The 18,202-nt window shown below is 58.4% G+C and carries 21 protein-coding genes and 1 tRNA gene; 7 read left to right on the top strand and 15 right to left on the bottom strand.

Annotated elements, in window-relative coordinates; translation table 11 throughout:
* Positions 1 to 78 precede the first annotated feature (78 nt).
* A complete protein-coding gene (gene lon / locus LC083_RS01550) occupies positions 79 to 2,475 on the top strand; it encodes an endopeptidase La (protein ID WP_226698905.1) in 2,397 nt (798 codons plus the stop codon).
* Positions 2,476 to 2,720: 245 nt separating this feature from the next.
* Complete coding sequence (locus LC083_RS01545) at positions 2,721 to 2,993, top strand: HU family DNA-binding protein (protein ID WP_061922727.1); 273 nt, start codon at positions 2,721 to 2,723, stop codon at positions 2,991 to 2,993.
* Between the two features lie 85 nt (positions 2,994 to 3,078).
* Here LC083_RS01545 and LC083_RS01540 read toward each other — a convergent pair whose 3' ends face one another.
* Both LC083_RS01540 and rlmB read right to left on the bottom strand, forming a co-directional pair.
* Positions 3,079 to 3,939, bottom strand: coding sequence for a hypothetical protein (locus LC083_RS01540; protein ID WP_226698904.1), 861 nt, complete (start codon positions 3,937 to 3,939; stop codon positions 3,079 to 3,081).
* Between the two features lie 19 nt (positions 3,940 to 3,958).
* Positions 3,959 to 4,750: a 23S rRNA (guanosine(2251)-2'-O)-methyltransferase RlmB gene (gene rlmB / locus LC083_RS01535; protein ID WP_226698903.1), complete on the bottom strand. Its 792-nt coding sequence runs from the start codon at positions 4,748 to 4,750 to the stop codon at positions 3,959 to 3,961.
* A 153-nt stretch (positions 4,751 to 4,903) separates the two neighbouring features.
* Between rlmB and LC083_RS01530 the strand changes: the two genes are divergently transcribed.
* Positions 4,904 to 4,989 (top strand) — tRNA-Tyr (locus LC083_RS01530).
* 42 nt (positions 4,990 to 5,031) lie between these two features.
* On the opposite strand, the gene LC083_RS01525 is transcribed toward LC083_RS01530, so the two are convergent.
* The 12 genes from LC083_RS01525 to LC083_RS01470 all read right to left on the bottom strand — a co-directional run bounded on the left by LC083_RS01525 (position 5,032) and on the right by LC083_RS01470 (position 13,785).
* Positions 5,032 to 6,069 carry a tyrosine-type recombinase/integrase gene (locus LC083_RS01525; protein WP_226698902.1) on the bottom strand — a complete coding sequence of 346 codons (1,038 nt, stop codon included), beginning with the start codon at positions 6,067 to 6,069 and terminating at the stop codon, positions 5,032 to 5,034.
* Positions 6,069 to 6,236, bottom strand: coding sequence for a hypothetical protein (locus tag LC083_RS01520; protein WP_226698901.1), 168 nt, complete (start codon positions 6,234 to 6,236; stop codon positions 6,069 to 6,071). Before LC083_RS01520 ends, LC083_RS01525 begins: the two co-directional genes overlap by 1 nt.
* A 17-nt stretch (positions 6,237 to 6,253) precedes the next feature.
* On the bottom strand, positions 6,254 to 7,810 hold the full coding sequence (locus LC083_RS01515; RefSeq protein WP_226698900.1) for a hypothetical protein: 1,557 nt from the start codon (positions 7,808 to 7,810) through the stop codon (positions 6,254 to 6,256).
* Between the two features lie 112 nt (positions 7,811 to 7,922).
* Complete coding sequence (locus tag LC083_RS01510) at positions 7,923 to 8,060, bottom strand: hypothetical protein (RefSeq protein WP_226698899.1); 138 nt, start codon at positions 8,058 to 8,060, stop codon at positions 7,923 to 7,925.
* Between the two features lie 410 nt (positions 8,061 to 8,470).
* A complete protein-coding gene (locus LC083_RS01505; protein ID WP_226698898.1) occupies positions 8,471 to 8,656 on the bottom strand; it encodes a helix-turn-helix transcriptional regulator in 186 nt (61 codons plus the stop codon).
* Between the two features lie 88 nt (positions 8,657 to 8,744).
* On the bottom strand, positions 8,745 to 8,924 hold the full coding sequence (locus LC083_RS01500; RefSeq protein ID WP_226698897.1) for a hypothetical protein: 180 nt from the start codon (positions 8,922 to 8,924) through the stop codon (positions 8,745 to 8,747).
* Between the two features lie 22 nt (positions 8,925 to 8,946).
* A complete protein-coding gene (locus LC083_RS01495; protein WP_226698896.1) occupies positions 8,947 to 9,153 on the bottom strand; it encodes a hypothetical protein in 207 nt (68 codons plus the stop codon).
* 235 nt (positions 9,154 to 9,388) lie between these two features.
* A complete protein-coding gene (locus LC083_RS01490; protein WP_226698895.1) occupies positions 9,389 to 10,750 on the bottom strand; it encodes a zonular occludens toxin domain-containing protein in 1,362 nt (453 codons plus the stop codon).
* A gap of 3 nt (positions 10,751 to 10,753) precedes the next feature.
* Entirely contained in the window at positions 10,754 to 11,161 is a 408-nt protein-coding gene (locus LC083_RS01485; RefSeq protein ID WP_226698894.1) for a hypothetical protein, read from the bottom strand.
* On the bottom strand, positions 11,161 to 13,002 hold the full coding sequence (locus LC083_RS01480; protein WP_226698893.1) for a hypothetical protein: 1,842 nt from the start codon (positions 13,000 to 13,002) through the stop codon (positions 11,161 to 11,163). The genes LC083_RS01485 and LC083_RS01480 overlap by 1 nt, the downstream gene beginning before the upstream one ends.
* Positions 13,003 to 13,116: 114 nt before the next feature.
* The gene (locus LC083_RS01475; RefSeq protein WP_226698892.1) at positions 13,117 to 13,260 is read right to left on the bottom strand and encodes a hypothetical protein; all 144 of its coding nucleotides are present in this window, start codon (positions 13,258 to 13,260) and stop codon (positions 13,117 to 13,119) included.
* Positions 13,261 to 13,485: 225 nt separating this feature from the next.
* The gene (locus tag LC083_RS01470) at positions 13,486 to 13,785 is read right to left on the bottom strand and encodes a hypothetical protein (protein ID WP_226698891.1); all 300 of its coding nucleotides are present in this window, start codon (positions 13,783 to 13,785) and stop codon (positions 13,486 to 13,488) included.
* Between the two features lie 483 nt (positions 13,786 to 14,268).
* Between LC083_RS01470 and LC083_RS01465 the strand changes: the two genes are divergently transcribed.
* Entirely contained in the window at positions 14,269 to 14,673 is a 405-nt protein-coding gene (locus LC083_RS01465; RefSeq protein WP_226698890.1) for a HigA family addiction module antitoxin, read from the top strand.
* Between the two features lie 11 nt (positions 14,674 to 14,684).
* Here LC083_RS01465 and LC083_RS01460 read toward each other — a convergent pair whose 3' ends face one another.
* Positions 14,685 to 15,101, bottom strand: coding sequence for a helix-turn-helix domain-containing protein (locus LC083_RS01460; RefSeq protein WP_226698889.1), 417 nt, complete (start codon positions 15,099 to 15,101; stop codon positions 14,685 to 14,687).
* A gap of 483 nt (positions 15,102 to 15,584) precedes the next feature.
* Between LC083_RS01460 and LC083_RS01455 the strand changes: the two genes are divergently transcribed.
* The 3 genes from LC083_RS01455 to LC083_RS01445 all read left to right on the top strand — a co-directional run bounded on the left by LC083_RS01455 (position 15,585) and on the right by LC083_RS01445 (position 18,013).
* Positions 15,585 to 15,893, top strand: coding sequence for a hypothetical protein (locus LC083_RS01455; protein WP_226698888.1), 309 nt, complete (start codon positions 15,585 to 15,587; stop codon positions 15,891 to 15,893).
* A gap of 344 nt (positions 15,894 to 16,237) precedes the next feature.
* Complete coding sequence (locus LC083_RS01450; RefSeq protein ID WP_226698887.1) at positions 16,238 to 16,492, top strand: hypothetical protein; 255 nt, start codon at positions 16,238 to 16,240, stop codon at positions 16,490 to 16,492.
* A 906-nt stretch (positions 16,493 to 17,398) separates the two neighbouring features.
* Entirely contained in the window at positions 17,399 to 18,013 is a 615-nt protein-coding gene (locus LC083_RS01445) for a hypothetical protein (protein WP_226698886.1), read from the top strand.
* The last annotated feature ends 189 nt before the right edge of the window (positions 18,014 to 18,202 follow it).

Below are 18,202 nucleotides of genomic sequence, written 5' to 3'. Positions count from 1 at the left end.
AAGCGCGGGGGGCGCACCCATATTCAGCCTCAAGCACGGTCCTGCTGAACCGATCGGACCGCAAACGGACGCATGAATATGACCCAGAGTTTCCCACTCCTTCCCCTGCGCGACATCGTCGTCTTTCCCGGCATGGTCGTCCCGCTCTTCGTGGGACGCGACAAGTCGGTCGCGGCGCTCGAAGCGGCGATGGAAGGATCGAAGGACATCTTCCTCCTCTCGCAGCTCGACCCGGGCTGCGACGACCCGGAAGGCAGCGACCTCTACGACCTCGGCGTCGTGGCGCAGGTTCTGCAGCTGCTGAAGCTGCCCGACGGTACGGTGCGCGTGCTGGTCGAAGGGCAGGAGCGTGCAAAGCTCGAGACCCTGCGCGAAGAAGGCGACTACGTGATCGCCGATGTCGCGATCATCGACGAACCGACTGCTTCGGGCAGCGAAGTCACTGCCATGATGCGGCAGGTCGTCGACCAGTTCGCCGAATATGCCAAGCTCAACAAGAAGGTCGGCGACGACGCGGCCGAACAGCTGCGCGAAATAGACGATGCCGGCGAACTGGCCGACACGATCGCCGCTGCCATCAATGCCAAGGTGTCCGACAAGCAGTCGCTGCTGGTCGAACCCGATCCGCTGAAGCGGCTCGAGATGGTCATGTCCTTCATGGAAGGCGAACTGTCGGTCTTGCAGGTGGAGCGCCGTATCCGTGGCCGCGTGAAGCGGCAAATGGAAAAGACGCAGCGCGAATACTACCTCAACGAGCAGTTGAAGGCGATCCAGAACGAGCTGGGCGGCGACGACGAGGACGGCGGCAACGAGATTGCCGAACTGACCGAGAAGATCGCCAAGACCAAGCTGTCGAAGGAAGCGCGCGAGAAGGCCGAAAGCGAGCTCAAGAAGCTGCGCACCATGCAGCCGATGAGCGCCGAAGCGACAGTCATCCGCAACTATCTCGACGTGCTGCTCGGCCTGCCCTGGGGCAAGAAGAGCAAGGTCAAGAAGGACATCGGCAAGGCGCAGGAAATCCTCGATGCCGACCACTATGGCCTTGAAAAGGTCAAGGACCGCATCATCGAATATCTCGCGGTGCAGGCGCGCACCCGCAAGCTGAAGGGGCCGATCCTGTGCCTCGTCGGCCCGCCGGGCGTCGGCAAGACCAGCCTCGGCAAATCGATCGCCAAGGCGACGGGACGCGAATTCGTGCGCCAGTCGCTGGGCGGCGTGCGCGACGAGGCGGAAATCCGCGGCCACCGCCGCACCTACATCGGCTCGCTGCCGGGCAAGATCGTCACCAACCTCAAGAAGGCTGGCAAGTCGAACCCGTTGTTCCTGCTCGACGAGATCGACAAGCTGGGTCAGGACTTCCGCGGCGATCCGGCATCGGCGCTGCTTGAGGTGCTCGACCCCGAACAGAACAACAAGTTCCAGGACCACTACCTCGAACTCGACCTCGACCTGTCGGACATCATGTTCGTGACCACCGCGAACAGCCTCAACCTTCCGCAGCCGCTGCTCGACCGCATGGAGATCATCCGGCTCGAAGGTTACACGGAAGACGAAAAGGTCGAGATCGCGACGCGTCACCTGCTGCCCAAGCAGGTGAAGGACCATGGCCTCAAGGAAGGCGAGTTCGAGCTGACGCAGGACGCGCTGCGCGACCTGATCCGCTATTACACCCGCGAAGCCGGTGTCCGCACGCTGGAGCGTGAGCTCGCGCGCCTCGCTCGCAAGAGCCTGCGACAGATCCTCGAAGGCAAGGCGAGCAGCGTCACGATCACGACGGAGAACCTCAGCGACTTCGCTGGCGTGCGCAAGTTCAAGCACGGCATGAGCGAGGACGAGCCGCAGGTCGGCGCCGTGACCGGTCTTGCCTGGACGGAAGTGGGCGGCGAACTGCTGACCATCGAAAGCGTCACCACGCCGGGCAAGGGCGAGATCAAGACCACCGGCAAGCTGGGCGAGGTCATGAACGAAAGCGTCGCGGCTGCCTTCAGCTTCGTGAAGGCGCGGGCGCCTGCCTATGGCATCAAGCCCAGCATCTTCCAGCGCAAGAACATCCACATTCACCTGCCCGAAGGCGCGGTGCCCAAGGATGGTCCGAGCGCGGGCGTGGGCATGGTCACTTCGATCGTCTCGACCCTGTCGGGCGTTCCGGTGCGGGCGGACGTGGCGATGACCGGTGAAGTCACGCTGCGCGGCCGCGTGCTGGCGATCGGCGGGCTGAAGGAAAAGCTGCTCGCGGCGCTGCGTGGCGGGATCAAGAAGGTCCTCATCCCGGAAGAGAACGTGAAGGACCTGGCGGAGATTCCGGCCAATGTGAAGGAAGGCCTCGAAATCGTCGCCGTGAGCCATGTCGACGAGGTGCTGAAGCACGCGCTGACCGCGCTGCCGGCGCCGATCGAATGGACCGAAGCCGACGACATCGCCAGCCAGCCGGGCCATCCCGCAGCGGGCGGATCGCCTTCGCCGACGGCTCACTAACAAAGGATAAGTTGCGCTGCAGCGACTCGGAGAGGCGTCCGGACCGGTGTCCGGGCGCCTTTCCCGTTGTGGGACAGACGCTCGCAACGGTTCGTCGCAGAAATCGAATTCGCAGGCCAAAAACCGCACTTTTTAGCCGAATTTGCCTTTGACAGCGGGGGGAAAAGTCTCTCAATTCCCAGCCCTTCGGTGGCCCCGAGTCACCGGCACCATTTCAAAACACCAATGAGGGGGTTTCCACTAAAATGAACAAGAACGACCTGATCAGCGCGGTTGCGGATTCGAGCGGCCTTTCGAAGAGCGACGCCTCGAGCGCCGTCGAAGGCGTGTTCGACGCAATCACCAAGTCGCTTTCGAACGGCGACGAAGTCCGCCTGGTCGGCTTCGGCACGTTCTCGGTCGCCAAGCGCAAGGCATCCACCGGTCGCAACCCCCGCACCGGCGAGCCGATGACGATCAAGGCATCGAACCAGCCGAAGTTCAAGGCCGGCAAGGGTCTCAAGGACGCCGTCAACTAAGACGGATTTTCCGCCTCTGTGGCGGGAACAAGAAAGCCCCGTGGCCCTGGTGGGCTGCGGGGCTTTTCTTTGGCCGGAATGCCGCTCAGTCGAATGCGATCAGTGCGGTCGGGGCCTGTTCGGTCTGCTGGTCGATGTCCCAGACCAGCGCCTGTCCGCGCGCATTGGCAACCGGGCCTTCGTCGGTGTTGTTGGCCAGGATGCGGCCATCGGTGACGATGGTGAAGGTCCCCTTCGGCAGCACGATGCGCGGCATCTTGGCACCCTCCGTCTCGCCCTCTTCAAGGCCGAGTGACGCCAGCCCCATCATACCGGCCATCATGCCCTGCATCGGATTTCCACCGCCCTGCGCGGCAAAGCCCGGCGCGTCCACGCGGACCTGCCCGCCATCGCGCAGCATCATGGTGACGAACATGTTCGCCATCGGCATCTTTTCGACCATGGGGAAGGCAAAGTCGTGGGTCATCCGGCCCGACACGCGGAAATCGACGTCGAAGATGCCGTCGCCCATGTAGTCGACCTTCTCCCAGCCGCGCTGGCGTTCCAGCGTGTCAGCCAGCTTGTTTGCCGCTTCGGGATCGGACGGGTCGAAACCGCCCAGCATCTGCTTGGCCTGTTGGGCCTTGCGTTCCGCCTCGGCGCGGCGTTCGCTCGCTCCGGCCTGCCATTCGGCGCGCTGTTCGCTGACTTCCGCCAGCGAGCATTCGCGTTCCTCGTAGGTTTTCTCGTCGATGCACTCCGCCTTGAAGGTATCGTCGGCCTTGGCGCCCATCTCGGCCAGCTTGCTGAGCGCCAGCATCTGGATTTCGCCGTCATAGGAATAGGCGAAGCTGCCGTCCTTCATCATGTGGAGTTCGCTGGTGAAGGTGCCCGGCGAAAGCAGGCAGCCAGTCAGGGCAAGCGAACTGGCAGCGGCAAGCGCCGCGGTGCGGATCGGTTTCGTCATATTCCCCCCGTTTCGAGAATCAGCTTCGGGTAGCTACCGCATAGAGTGCCACGGCAGCGGCATTGGAAACGTTAAGGCTCTCGATCTCGGACGAGATCGGCAGCTTGGCGAGCGCGTCGCAATGCGTCTGGATATTGTGCCGCATCCCGTCGCCCTCCGCGCCCAGCACGATGGCGACAGGGCCAGCGGGCAGGGCTTCGGCCAAAGTCGTATCGGTGTGACCGGTCAGGCCGATGCGCCAGTATCCGGCCTCTGCCATCTCCTTGAGCGCGCGGGCGAGATTGACCACGCGGATCCACGGAAGCGTTTCGAGCGCGCCGGATGCGGTCTTGCCGATTACGCCGCCTTCGGGCGGGGCATGGCGGTCCTGCGTCACCAGCGCCGCCGCACCGAACGCCACGGCCGAACGCATGATCGCGCCGACATTGTGCGGGTCGGTCACCTGGTCGAGCACCACGATGGGACGCGCAGGATCGCCGTCCAGCACTTCGTCGAGGAAGCGGTCTTCCAGCGCCATGCATTCGAGCACCAGACCCTGGTGTGGGGCGTCCTTGGCCACGAGGCGGGCAAGGTCGGCCACGTCGGCATATTCGACCGGGAAATCGGCCGGCAGTTCGCCGTCGAGCGATTCGATGCCTTCGCGCGTTGCCCACAGCTTGCGGTGCACGCGGTCGGGGTTCTTGAGCGCGGCCTCGACCGCGTGACGCCCCCACAGGCGCACCGCGCCCGCGCTGGCCCGGCCGCTGCCACGCCCGCCCTTCATGCGGCCTGCACGGCCCCTCAATGCGCGTTTGCGTTCGCCCTTTGCCATCAAATCCATCCTGTAATTCGTCTTCGGGGCCGCTCCTGCCAGCGAGGCCATTGACAGGCAAGCGCCGCTTCGCCAAAGGGGCGCCTCTCGGCGCGGGACCCCAAGCGGTTCCGCACGTTTTATCTCTATACGAGATAGCAGGCGAGCCCGTGTGGACAGGTGGCCGAGTGGTTAAAGGCAGCAGACTGTAAATCTGCCCGCGCAAGCGTACGCTGGTTCGAATCCAGCCCTGTCCACCACCCCCTCGCTAGAAACCGCAGAATTCTGCGATTTTTGCAAGGTTAGGCATCGGGTTTGCCATTGAGGTTTGCCACTTTAGCATTGGCATTCTTGGCCAATTTTCGTTGATTTGCGCTCTTGGCATAGTGCTCGAACATCTTGTCCGTCTTGTGTCCGGTTACTGCGCGTCCCTCGAGGGTTGTGGCGCCGGCTTCGGCGAGGATACGGCTTCGGGCTTTCCTGAGTCCATGGGGCGAGCAATGGCCTAGATTGGCTTTAACGCAGGCGCGCTTGAACCAGTTGTAGAATCCCTTCGGAGTGTAAGGCCTCCCATATTCCGTGGCGACATAGGTCATGTTGCCGCTGTCGTATGCGGCCATGGCTTCTGCCAGGTCGGGGCCGATCTCGAGCACGGTGAGGCTGTCGTTCTTCCCGTGATGCAGATGGAGCTCGGCGCCTTTCCGATGCTGTCGGCCGACCAATACAGCATCACTTTCGCGCAGAGCTGTGTCGAGCAATAGCTCCATTGCAAGCCGCTCACGCGTGCCTACGGGCCATCTGTTTCGGAATTGCTGAATCTCAGGATCGGTCCAGCAGTGCCAGCCCTTACCTTCCTTGTAGCCGTCGGTGTCATCGACTGGATTATCAGGTCGCCAGCCCAGCTTCTTCGCGTGACGGTGAAGCCGTTTTAGTGCTTTGCGGAGATTATTCGCTGCGGCCGGCGTTTCGTGCATCGAGGCAAATTTCGCATCGAGAGCGGCGATCGTCACGTGACGGACGTCCTTGTCGCCGTTCTTGGCGAGAAAGCGTTCAATTATACCGCGGTATGTCGCTTGGCTGGATGGCTTCATTCCTTTCCAGATGGCTGATCGATAGTAGCTCTGGGCGAGCGCACGATAGCTGTAGGTCAGAGATCGATCTGAGCCTGCTGATACCTTGCCGGCCAAAGCTTCGGCGAGCTCCTCGCGAAATTCCTCTGTCCCGGGTTCTGAGCGGAAATTGTGCGTCCGATACCCTTTTTTCCGAAAGCGGTACCTTGGCTTGCCATGACGATCTCGCCACTGCGTGACATTGGGGGGAAGCCAATTGCGCTTCGACATTATTCGAGCTCCACCGGTGGCGGTGAATCGTTAGCCGCCTGGCCAACAATAATCTCGATTAAGCCAGCGGGGTCAATTCGCACGCGCACGTCTTGGAAGCCGCAGTCCCTCGCGGCTCGAAGGGCGCGCGTCACGTCGACTTGCTTGAAGCGCGCCTTACTGCTCATGGTGCTCGCCTTTCTGGCTATCCGTTGCTTCGCGGCGGGAAGGTTGCGACGTACTCGGCGGGATGGAGGATGGAATCCATTTCGATATTTCCGCCTTTGTCCTCGACATACATGCCTCGCGAGTCCGTCCGCGGTACCTGCTCCCAGCGGAGATCGCTGCGTTTCTCGATGATCCAACCTTCTCGAGCGAGGCCATCGACGAGATTGAGTATTTCGCCTTTTGCAATGGCGATGCATGCACGGTCGATCGAACCGTAGGCATAATGTCTGGCGCGCCACGCATCTGAAGATTCAATAGTGATGCGTTCGACAACAAGGTTCGCTTGGCCCACGTCAGGCACCTCGCTTTCCTCGTCCTCGAAAACCCATTCAGTTTCCTCGTAGACAAGTGCTTCGTCAGCGATTTCTTCGGCACCGCCCAGAAAGAGCTTGCGCAGGTCACGCTTGCCTTTCGACCATTCGATCTGGCTGCGGCCCCAGGTCGCTGCTGCGTATTCTGCAAAAAGCCTTGCATCGGTGGCATCCTCATCAGCCGTATCGAGCAACTCCCAAGGCGTTCGGGAGCTCTTCCTCCCTTCTTTTAGGAAAGATTTCGAGAGTTCGGCTTCGGCACCCCATCTTTTTTTTCCGGCATCCTCTTTCGCCTTAGCCGGCTCGGGCATTTTTTGGATGTAGTCCGTCGAGCTCCAGACAGCACGGACGTCGAGGCCGTGGCGAAAGCTCGGTGTGCGAGCTCCGACCTTCGCGCATGCATTTTTCCAGAACGGATAGAGCTCCTTTTTGAGTTCGATCGAGCGCTTTAGATCAGCTTCGGCCGTATCGTTGTCGGTTTCGCCAACGCTGGGCTCGAAGACGAAAATCGCGTGCGCGTGGAAGTGCCACCCGGAATTGTTTCCCCGGGTCACTTCGATCGATTTCACCTGACCGAGGTATCCGTGCTTGGCCAGCAGGCGCGAGATAGAGCCTCCCGAGGCGAACTGGCGCAGGGCATCCTTCAGACGCGTCATGCATTCAGCTGCCGACATTGCGAGGTTATGAGGCTGCGTAAATGTAACCATCTCGACTCGAAAGCCCTGCTCCCGAGCAGCTTCGATCATGTTGGCGATGTCGCGTGCTCGCGACACTGCGATGCGCTGGGCGCACTGCGGACAGGTCCACACGCTTCCGCAACGCATGATGCCGATGCGGTCGACCTGACCACTTGCACGAGCCTCGAGGGTCATTCCCACTTGCGCAGGTACGGTGGCGCAGGCTGTGACAGGGTACCACTTGCCGCGTTGACTTTCCTTAGTCGCGCCGAGCTTGGGGGAATGTCCACGGAGTATCTTAGAAGCGGCCATGCGACGGCGGCGCAGTCGCTGGCGACTGGTTTCTTTCGGCTCAGGCGTTTCCCACCATTTCAGCTCGTTTGTAGGGGCAGCGGCATAAGGTTGGAAGCAGTGCCCCTTACCATCTACCAAGTCCCCGACTTCGTCGGTGATGATGGTAAGGCCGCGGCCAGCATCGCAGGCAGCCGAAAGGGTGTGGGGACCGTGAGCAGCCTTGGCTGCTTGAAGACGTTGACCGTCGATCATTGTTTACCTCGTTAAAGAGGTAGACAGCCGTTGCTTTTTCGCGTCGTGTAAGTATTAAGGTTTTTGCAGAAGTGACGCGAAGGGGCGGGTGGCTTGTCTACCCGCTCCTTTTTTATTCGCAGCCGAGCGCTGCCAGGGCGTCGCGTTTCGACGATGCCATGCTGACGATCTTGCCTGCGTCGTCGATCACAACAGCGCCGCCGTTATTTCGGGCGAGGCCGGCGATGATGAAGACGTTTTTGCTCCTCACGAAATACGCCGGCACGACGTTTCGGTGAGTGCTGAGCCCATCAAGGGCCATGGCGATGGGAGACCGGGCAGGTGCAGCAAGTGACACGTTCGAATGACCTTCTTCAGGTGCGTCATTGTGCCGTGCAGATGGGCTTGCAGTGACGCTGGCGCCGAAGATTTGGATTAGCTCTCCGGCTTGGCCATTTCAGTCTACCTCATGCGATTCGCCATTCAATACATGAACCGGATTTATTTTATAAAAATCAATGTGTTAACGTGTTAACATGCTAACAAATGCAGTCCGAAAGCCTAGGTATTATCCCGTAGGATGCGACCAAATAGTGGTCAGCAAAGGATCGAAGAAAAGCACTGTAAAACATAGGTTTACGCGCATTTTGACAAGTTGCCGAGTTTGGTAACCTCGCGGGCCTAGAGGTCCTTCAGGACCCTATCGATCGCCTTCAGAACACGCGGCGACAATTGCGCCTTTGCTTCGATTTTACGGATCGTCCGGCCAGGGTCACCCTGATAGCCGATGAGATCGCCAAGCTGTTTCTGCGTGAGGCCTCGCGCCTTACGTTTCTTGGCGATCTCTCGGCCTGCGTGATGGGTCACTCGAAGATCTCGGCAGCGAAAAGAGCGAGCCAGAGACCGACGATCGCAATCTCGGCGGCGCCGATGAGGATTTGTGGGTTGTAGAACATCACAGATTCTCCCACGCGAACGGATCCGCCTGCTGCTCAAGCTGGATCGCGATGCGATCGCTCGCGTCGGCGACCTTGATGATGCCATTCGCGGCGAGCGAGACGAGCAGGATGGTGACGAGTGTGAAGAGGCCATTGAGGCAGATCGCGGCGATGCGGGTGATTTCTTCGAGGGACATGTGAGACTTCCTTATTCGTCTATTAGTTGGCGTGCCTGGAACGGGAACCGAGGACGCGCTCGAGCAGGCGGATGAGGGTCGGGATCTCACCCATGGTGATTTCGACGTCCTGGTACCCATCGCTAAAAATGACCCGATCGCCATCGCTGCTGGCGACGTAGGAATGCCCTTGAGCATCAAATTCTTCTAGGTCCGGCTGCTCGTGATCGAAGGAGTTTTTGGTAAGCATTGCGCGACTTCCTCAGTGGTCTTGATGTATCCATTTTAGGCCCTTTTGGCCTGTTCACAATAGATGAAGTCATTATTTGTTTTGGACTTTTTCGCTTCCGCTCCTCCTCGATCCTCCTCGCTCCTCACTCGACAAGCTCGCTCGTCGTCGTCGTCCTCGTCGTCGCTCTCGCTAGAAAAAAATGAGACCGACGAAGAGGGCTGATGCAGCAAACCAGAAAGCCGGCTTGGCCAGCTTAGACAGGGGGAGGCGGCGGCGGTGCTGCAGGCTGAGCTGTTGCTCCAGGGAGAGCTGGTTCCAGCCCGGATGCAGACGAACCGGAAGATACGTCGGCGGCGGGAGTTTTTCCATGATACAGTCCTAGACAGGTCGGGTTGTAGAGGTGGCGGGTGTTGTCAGATCGCGAGAGCTTCCAACCGCAATGGATGGGCTCGAGGGCATAGCCCCAGTAGCTCGCATAGTCGGCGAGATGGGACAGATACGGCTGATCGGTGCCGGGATAGTGGGTGACCAGCAAGGGTCCCTTCTTGCCCTGAAACTTGCCCCATGCGGCCGCGAGGACCGTGCGAGCCTGCGTTTCATTGCGCTGGTGCTCGGTCACCATCGAAGTGAGCTCGACCGCCGCGAGATTGTCGATGACCTCGACCTGGGCGAGTTCGTCGGCAGGCTCAGGAGAAGCTGCCGGCTCGAGCGGCTTGGCGCCTTCTGCAGTAGGGGTCGGCACGGCCGCATTGGCCGGGCTTTCGCCCATGTCGAGCAAATTGCCGACGAAGTAGAAAAGGGCGAGGACAGCCGGGATCATCATCAGGACGGCAGGACGCTTCCAGACGGGCTTGGAGTGACGGTAACGCCCCTCGAGAGCTCGGCCAGCAGAGCCCAGATTGTTCTTGCTATTGCTGACGAAGAAGGCCTGCGTTTCGGGATTGTAGGACCGAGGTGAAGGCTGTGCGTCATCGCATTGATCGAACGTGCAGGTGGCGAAATTGCGCGGCGGAGCCTTGTTCCAGATTTTCAGCGTGTAGGCATGCTTGCGGCCCTTGGTCTCCGCATTCTCGACGTAGATCGAGCTATGCGCTTGCTTGAGAATGTCCGGCGCCATGCTGAAGGGATCCTGCGTGACCAGGGCGAAGCTGGCGAGGTAGTGGCGCTGGCGAGTGAAGAGCAGGAGAAGCTTGTTCGGGAAGGTGTCCGTCCGCCGGCCCGTCTCCTTGTCGACCGGGAAGCGCATACCTTTCGGGATGACCTCGTGGGCCTCATCGATAGCGAAGAGGGGCGCACGGCCGTGCTTGTCGCGGAGCTCGAGCAGCGGCTCGAAATCCTCCCAGGTGGTGAATGGGCGGCGCTCTTCACCGGTCTCTTCGTCGCGGATGAATTCGGGGAAAGTGATGAGACGTTCGTTGACGGCTTCCTCGCCGAAGCGCTGGACCCATTTGTCACGGTCGAGCGGGACGTTGGTGACCAGGATGCCTTCGCCGAGCTCGTTGGAGTCCGGATCGAAGATCTTCGGCTCGAGAGCGAAGTGCGGGAGCATAATACGCTCCATGGCGAGACTGGTTTTGCCGGCCCCGGGCTGGCCCATGATGAGTGTGGTAGCCATCGATTATCCTCGGAAGATCCCGCCAACGAACGGGATGCAGCGGAGAGCCATGTTCGCACTGTAGGCCGCCAGAACGGCCGACAGGCCAGTCCAGAGGCCCAAGCGCGCCCAGAGGTCCAGAATGAACGGGGGGAGCTGACTGACGAGCTCAACGATCTTGGGCCCGGGATTTTCGGACATGGTGGCGGAAAGCACGATATCGACCAGCGACAGGACGACCTCGCAGATCCAGGTGAAGATCTCTTTGGCGAAATAGGTGATGGCGATCCAGAAGGCCATCGCGAGCAGGCTGAAGAGCCAATAGAGCTTGATGATCGCGAAAAGGACAGCGGAGAGCTTGACGGCTCCGAGGAGCCGACTTGCCCAGGCACCGATGCCGAGGATGGCAGGAAGAGCTATCGGAAGGGCCATTACCAGGGTTTCCCGCGAAGTGTGATGCTCATCACCGAAAGGGCGAGCATGATGTTCAGGATGATTTCGATGGCGTCGAGAAAGGCGCCAGGAATCTTGGCCTCGTGGGTCTCACCTTCAGCCATTCCGCCGTATCGAAGCTTGCCGGTCCAGAACACGAAGTCCCCGGTCTGGTCGACGGTGCGGTTGGCAAGGATGGCGATCGAGGCAGCAAGGCCGCAGTAGGCCGAATTGTTTTCGGTGTGCTCGCACTTGCCCTTGGCAATCGTGTTGCCGACGATGCGATTGGCAACGCCATCGCCAGACTGGTCGCGATTTTCATCGACGCCGATCGACTGGAGGTATGATCGGACGTGGCCTTCGGTGAGCTCGCAGCTTTCGTTTTGGAGGCATTCGCCGATTTCCGCGCCGTCCGGAGTGCCGTCGACATCAGATCCGCCCGGGTTCGCGACAGAGCCCGGATCAGCCGTCGTGTCGGGAGCAGTGCCACCGGCGACCATGGCCGCCGGATAGCGGGTGTTCGGGTAGATCGACGGGTTGTTGTAGACAACGCTCTGCCCGTCGTTCGACATGCGGGTGAGCTGCTCTGGCTTGGTTTCGGCCGTGGCTGGCTCGGTTGGCGAGGGCTTCCAGGCGCAGGTCGCGATTGCATCGTGACAGCTGGGATTGTCACGGATGAGCTCGCGCGGCGCCGGATGGTGGTTCGTGGTCAAGCACTGGCCGTCCACGCCTCGCTGGCATTCGACTTTGACCTTCATGGTTTCTGTCGCAACGCCTTGGGCTCGTGCCTCTTGGATGTTCTCGGTCATGTCGATGCCTTGCTCGCGCATGACCTCGAGCATGATTTCTTCGATGGTGGCTTCGTCTATGATCTTGCCGTTGGCGTCATAGGGCTTGCCGTATTCGACGATGGGTTTGCTGATCTTGGTGGCGCCGGAGCGTTCCTTTGGCGTGATGCCTTTTTCTGCCTCAGCGTCCTCGCCTGATGGAGCCCCAAGGTATTGGAGCCACTCGACAGACTCGCTTGTGAAGCGGATCTGTTGCAGTCGATGGAAGGTGCAACTCTTTCCCGTTACCTCTTGAACCTTGACGACTGAGCCGGGGACGTAACTGCCATTGGCAATCCCTTTCGGGAGCTTGGCTACCGTGGGAATTTGACGCCAGTACTTGTCACCGACTTCCGGCTTGAAAGGCTGGTTGACTGGTTTCGTAGCTATGTGCGTTTTTGGTTTCTGGGAGTCCACCCAGTCGTATGGCAGGAGACAGTCGTCTTCGGCCGTGTGCGGAACTGGCTCAGGAGGCTCGTTCGCCCCGCCGGGCGCTGTGTTCACGTTGACCTGGAACAGCGCTCTCTGACCTGACAGGTAGGTTGTGTAATTGGTGCAGGATGGGTCGGAGTAGAGGTAACTACCCGCAAAGCCATCTTCTGTGGCTATGAACCTGCCTGATGCTGCGCTTGGATTCCACTGCAAGTAGGAGCTGGCATCGTACATCCCGGGCTTAGCGAGGACGCGGAAGCCGATCGGGCGCGGAACGACGTATTGCGAGTAGAGCTGACACTGGCCCCCGTCGGCGGCGTTGATTGCATATGAGCCGTCGATTGTTTCGCCGATGATCGCTGTGTAGCCGACATGGTCGCGAAAGCGGGTTTCGAAGCAAGCGATTAGGTTTGCGCGCGTGTCAAAGGTGTAATTGGCACAGAGGCGGATTGGTTCTGCCTCAATGGGGAGATTGTCGATGGCCGGTGTGGCGACGTATCCAGCTGAGGCCGGAACGGAAAACCCTCCCGCTGCGATGATGAGCAGCGGGAGGGCGAAGCGGTGGATCGTGGTCGGGAACATCGGGTCCTGCGGGAGATATTGGAAGGGGAGGGGAGTTTCCGGGTTACCTCATGCTGATCGGCAGCCGGCGACGAACGCCAGTCCGAGGAAGATGCCCAGCCAGAGATCCATTGCTTACTTGCCGAACGCCTTGCGGACGAAGACGAAGCCGACGAGGATCAGGACGGCAGCGATGATTGCGCCCTGAGCGTCAGCGAGGCCAGCCTGGAGGTCGGCGTTCTGCAGTGCGGACTGCACGGGAGTCGGGGTAGGTTCCATTGTAGTTCAATCCTTTTGGAGGAGGGTGCGGCTGATAAAAGCCACGGTTAACCCGGCGAAGTAGCAGGTCAGGATGAGCCCTAGACCTTCTTCCCACGTGCCGGAGGAGGGTCCCCAGGCAACCAGCCCTTCGGTGAGCTCGATGCAGGTTGTGACTGCACCGGTTTCGTCGATTGAGCAGAGTGCCTGGGGCATCTGGATCGCTTTCGGTCGATCTAGATCTGGTTACGCGGCTTTGGCTCGGGCGCCGGAGCCGACCCGCACGAGCTTCACACCGCGACGGACTCGCAGGACATCGTTGCCGCGATCGTCGCGGGCCAAATAAAGGCAATCGGGGCTGAGGGCGTAGTCATCGCCCGGTTCATAGGTTTCGCCGGGGTTGGACACGACAGCAAAGGTTCGAACCTCTTCGATACCGTCGCGATCAACGGCTCGCAGGATCGCCTTCTGCTTGAAAAAATGGTAGTTGCCGCGGGCGTTGGTGCCCTTAATTTCTTCCGGCTTGGTGTCAACAATTTCAATCATTTTCAATATCCTCTTTCGGTGACAAGAGAATATTGCGGCGCCAGATTGAAATAATCAATCAGTGTAAAATCATTTTTATTTAGGTGTTTTTATCATTATGCCAATTGAGAGATATCAGAGACCTGCGATTTACGGTCAATCGTTATTAGATTTATTGCAAGCGGCATGGTCATTAGACGACGATTTGTACGAGAAATTGCTTAAGGTAGATGCCGGATGGCTGCGGCGCTGGCGAAATCATGAGCTCGATATCGTCTCGAGGCCGGTGTGGCAGCGCCTAGATCAGTTATTAAGGCTGCACGATGCTGTGAGGTTACATTCGACGCCGAAGCGGTATGCTGATTTTGTTTCGCGTCCATGGCGAGAAGACAGCTTCCTCGGCGAACGATCGATCATCGACACGGTCCTTGATGGCGATGACGCGATAGATCGGATATCGAAATACCTTTGGGCGATTGCTGCGGGAAACTAGGAACTTCAAGGGTGGCCGAAGACGAGTCAGACTGGAGCATTGAGGCTCACCGGGCTCGTAAGCAACGGTCGCGCGAAGAAGACGCTCGCCGACTGGCGGCCGGTGAGGTGACGCGCGAGGAGCTGGCGCTCGAAAATGGCCTCTTCAGCAACCGCAAAATCATCATCAACAGGCGGGTCATACACCGCAGCTTTGCAGTCCATCCGGGCCGCTGGGTTTCGCGCCAGGTAATGCAGCGAGCTGGGCTAACGATCCGAGAGTTCGCCGATCGGCTCGATATCGAGGAAGCGACGCTGGAGCCTGTGCTCGATGGCCGCGAGCCTATGACGCCAGAGATCGCGGCCCAGATCGAGGAAGTGTTCAGGATATCGGCCGGGACGCTGATGAGAATGCAGAAACGACGTGATCTCGGCTGAACGGGTGGCGGTCACCGGCCTTCGATTTCATCGATAATGCCGTCAGGCAAATCGTCGAAATCATCGGGAATATCTATTTTCCCTTTGAGCGCTCCAAATAGACGATGTTGCGTCGTACGTGCCGCGGTTTCCGGAATGAATGACTTGAGAACACGAAGGGCCTGAGATCTATTCTCCGCTGGAATCTGGCGCCAAGCTTCCAGCAGGTCTCCATCAAATTCATTTGGATCGTAGTCAATGAGCCAACCTTCCTGACACTGCAGGATAGGGGCAATCCGGCTTAGCCACTTTGGTGACAGCTGGAGTTTGAACGTCTCGAGATCGCTTATGGTCGACGGCGTTGTCGCGGCTTGCTTCGCCAGATCGCGCAAGGATAAGTTTCGAAATGTGCGCCATTGACGAAGGAAATGTGGAGGTTTTGCATCCATGAATGGATGTAACCAGTTAGCTTATCGTCTGTCCACTTTACCAGTTCACATGGGGAAATTGTCACGTGACAATTCCATGGATTTTGCATGAGTTGTCACGTGACAACTCGGCCGATTTTCGGTTAGGCAATAGGTCCTGAATGGCGCAGGACTCCGTGGGTCAAAACGGGTAGGTTTGCCAACGCAGGTATCTGAAAAATAACGGATAGCCTATACCAGCCCTGTCCACCACAACCTTCCTAAAAAACCTTATAATTCAAGGGTTTGCGGAAGGTTTGCCAATCGGGCCGTTTCCCACCTAGGCAAATTTCACAGAACTTCTCTTGTTATCCAGGGCGTAGAATCCTCCCTATCGCATCGGAGCTGTGCGGATCTCGCAAGGTCCAACAGCGGAGAGGCCGCTTTCTGACTTTTTCTGAAAAAAACCGGACATTCCGCTAACGACCCGATTGCGGACGCACTTCAATCAGTCTAGTCTGCCGTATGGATAGCGTCATTCTTGGGTCATCTATTCCTGTCTTTCTGGCCATCCTTCTTGGATTGTTCACTTCACGAAAGCCGTGGCTGTATTGGGGTCTTGCAACCCTAGCGATGGTAGCGATCTATCCCATTCCCCACTGGTACGTTCTGCGCGGATTTCGCCAGCAGTTCTTCGATCCTTTGCCGGAGGATGAGGCTGCTATTGCATCAGTCACCGCACACTTCGCGTGGTGGAGCATTCCACTTTGCGTACTAAGCTATTGCCTGTCTCGATGGCTGGCTAAGTATTTGGAGCGATCATCGACCGGGTGATGTCGGCTGTTATGTCTCTTCAACATGGCCGCTAACCACCCCAACTCATGACGACATTGCCAAGGTAGCGATGCACCAGGAACGGACCGTCGGCTAACGACCCGGTTGCGGCCATAAGGTGCAATGCTAAGAGTAGGCTTGTGAAGGACCGAAAACTCAGGGCGATCAGCTTGTGGACCGCTAGTCTCGCAGGTTCATTGGCGTTGGTAGGATTTGCCCTTCAGCAGGTCCAACCATTGATAATTCCGAGCACACTGTTTGTTGCAGGATTGGCCACACTGTTATTCCTTCGAATGCTTGTCAGCCGGTTTTACAGAAGGGGCGTCGACCTTGCCAATTTGGCTATGCAGGGCGACGATGCGTGGCCGGGCAAGCATAAGAAGTTCTCGGACCCCGAGTGGGGGTTGTTTGGAAAACGGACCGGCACCTTACCGCTATTATGGATACGAGCGGTTTTCGTTTTGGGGATCTTGCCCACCTATTTTTTGCAGCATTGGACTGGGGTTCAGGCTGGGTGGCTATGGTTTTCAGCCGCATTTGTCGTGATGGAGTTGAGCGTCATGCATGCTGCAATTGATGCACATGGACTGAGTGACTGACGGCAGCTCACCACCCATCTGACGACGCTTTCACCGAGTTAGCGATGCGCCAGAAGCCGACCGTCGGCTAACGACCCGGTTGCGGACAACTCGTATCTGCGGCAGTTTGAGTTGATGACGCTAAGGGTGACAACTGTATGGTTTTGCGCCGCCTTAGCAGTCTTCGCGATTTGTTGTGGCATTATGTTGTCTGCAGCCGCGCGAGAATTCCTGTCCGCAGCCGAGCTAACTTATCCCTTCATTGCGGTCTGGGGGGTTAGTGCCCTCGCAGCACCTTTTCTGCTGATACGTGTCATCGTCCTAGTTTCGCGGCGAGCACGCACAAAAGAGAAGTGGCGCTGAGCCTCACGTCCGCTTTCCACCCCAAAAATCGGACATTGTTCTTCGACAAAATAGGCTCTGAAAGCGGCCGAAAAACCTCACGTTTTAGGTTAGGCAATAAGCCCTAAACACCGCGCAACTCCGTGGGTCAAAACAGGTAGGTTTGCCAACGTAAATACCTGAAAAATAATGGATACCCTATACCAGCCCTGTCCACCACAACCTTCCTAAAAAGCCTTATAATTCAAGGGGTTACGGAAGGTTTGCCAATTGGGCCGTTTCCCACCTAGGCAACTTTCAGCTGACTTCTTCGGTCATCCTGGCTCTAAAAGCCTCGCAGTTGGAAGCTACTGATAGGATTGCGGATCTCGAAAAGCCGCAGAGCGGACAGGCCGCTTTCTCGCCTTCCTGCCAAAAAGCGGTAATTCTGCTAACGACCCGATTGCGGACGTAGCCACGCCTTATTAGTGACGCTGAATGAGTTTAGCTTTGCGCACAGGGTTCTTGCACATACTTGCTGCGCTTGCCGTAAGTTCTTGCGGACCAGTTCGCCATCAAGACAGGATGTGTCAGGCCGATAAGCTTATGGGTTCCGACGAGCGGAACTTAGCGGCTTTGGTCAGATATTTCCCGGACGGTTTCCCTGAGCAAATGCAACCTGACAATTGTGGCGTAGAGCGCCCACGTCTTAGCACCGTGGAGACCGAATGGTATCCGAGCCAGTGGAGCGCCGCTTGCGAACCTCCGCTAGAAGATGCTGCCACGTCGGAAACCAGTTCCCAATTTACTTTCCGGTTCAGCTATCTGCCATCGTTTGATTCTTCCATCTATATGCGTCTTGAATCACACGACAGCGGGCACATTCTCGTTGTGAAGCAGATGACCGGCAGCGGCGGATATGATCCGGGAATCATTTCTCGCTCGAAGGAAATTGAACTCACGGAAGATGAGGTTGCGGCCATTCACGAGAGTATAGTCGGCATTTTAGAAGCTCGTGATGAAAGTATTGCAACGTCACGCCAAGAGGGGCCTAAGGACACCTGCTTTTCCACATTCGACGGGACGCAATGGGTCTTGGAGACTGTTCGAGACGGGCAATATGACTTGGTTCAAGATAATACACCCAAGGAAGGTCCATTATTCGACCTTGGGCTCATGCTGTTGACGAAGACCGGGTGGAAAGACGTCCCTGAAATGTAGCGGACTGTCCGCTTTCACCCCATCTGACGACGCTTTCACCGAATTGACGATGTGCTGGTAGCGGACCGACGGCTATCTGCCCGTATGCGGACTAGAAAACCAAGAGCACAGCGGGAGAAATCAGCAGAGCTCCCAAAGCCCAATGCCACCAGCGGGCGTTTTGGATATTAGGGAGTGCTCGGGCGAAGG

The organism is Qipengyuania gaetbuli (assembly GCF_020524765.1).
Classification (GTDB): domain Bacteria; phylum Pseudomonadota; class Alphaproteobacteria; order Sphingomonadales; family Sphingomonadaceae; genus Qipengyuania; species Qipengyuania gaetbuli_A.
This window is presented reverse-complemented; position numbering and strand designations above follow the sequence as displayed.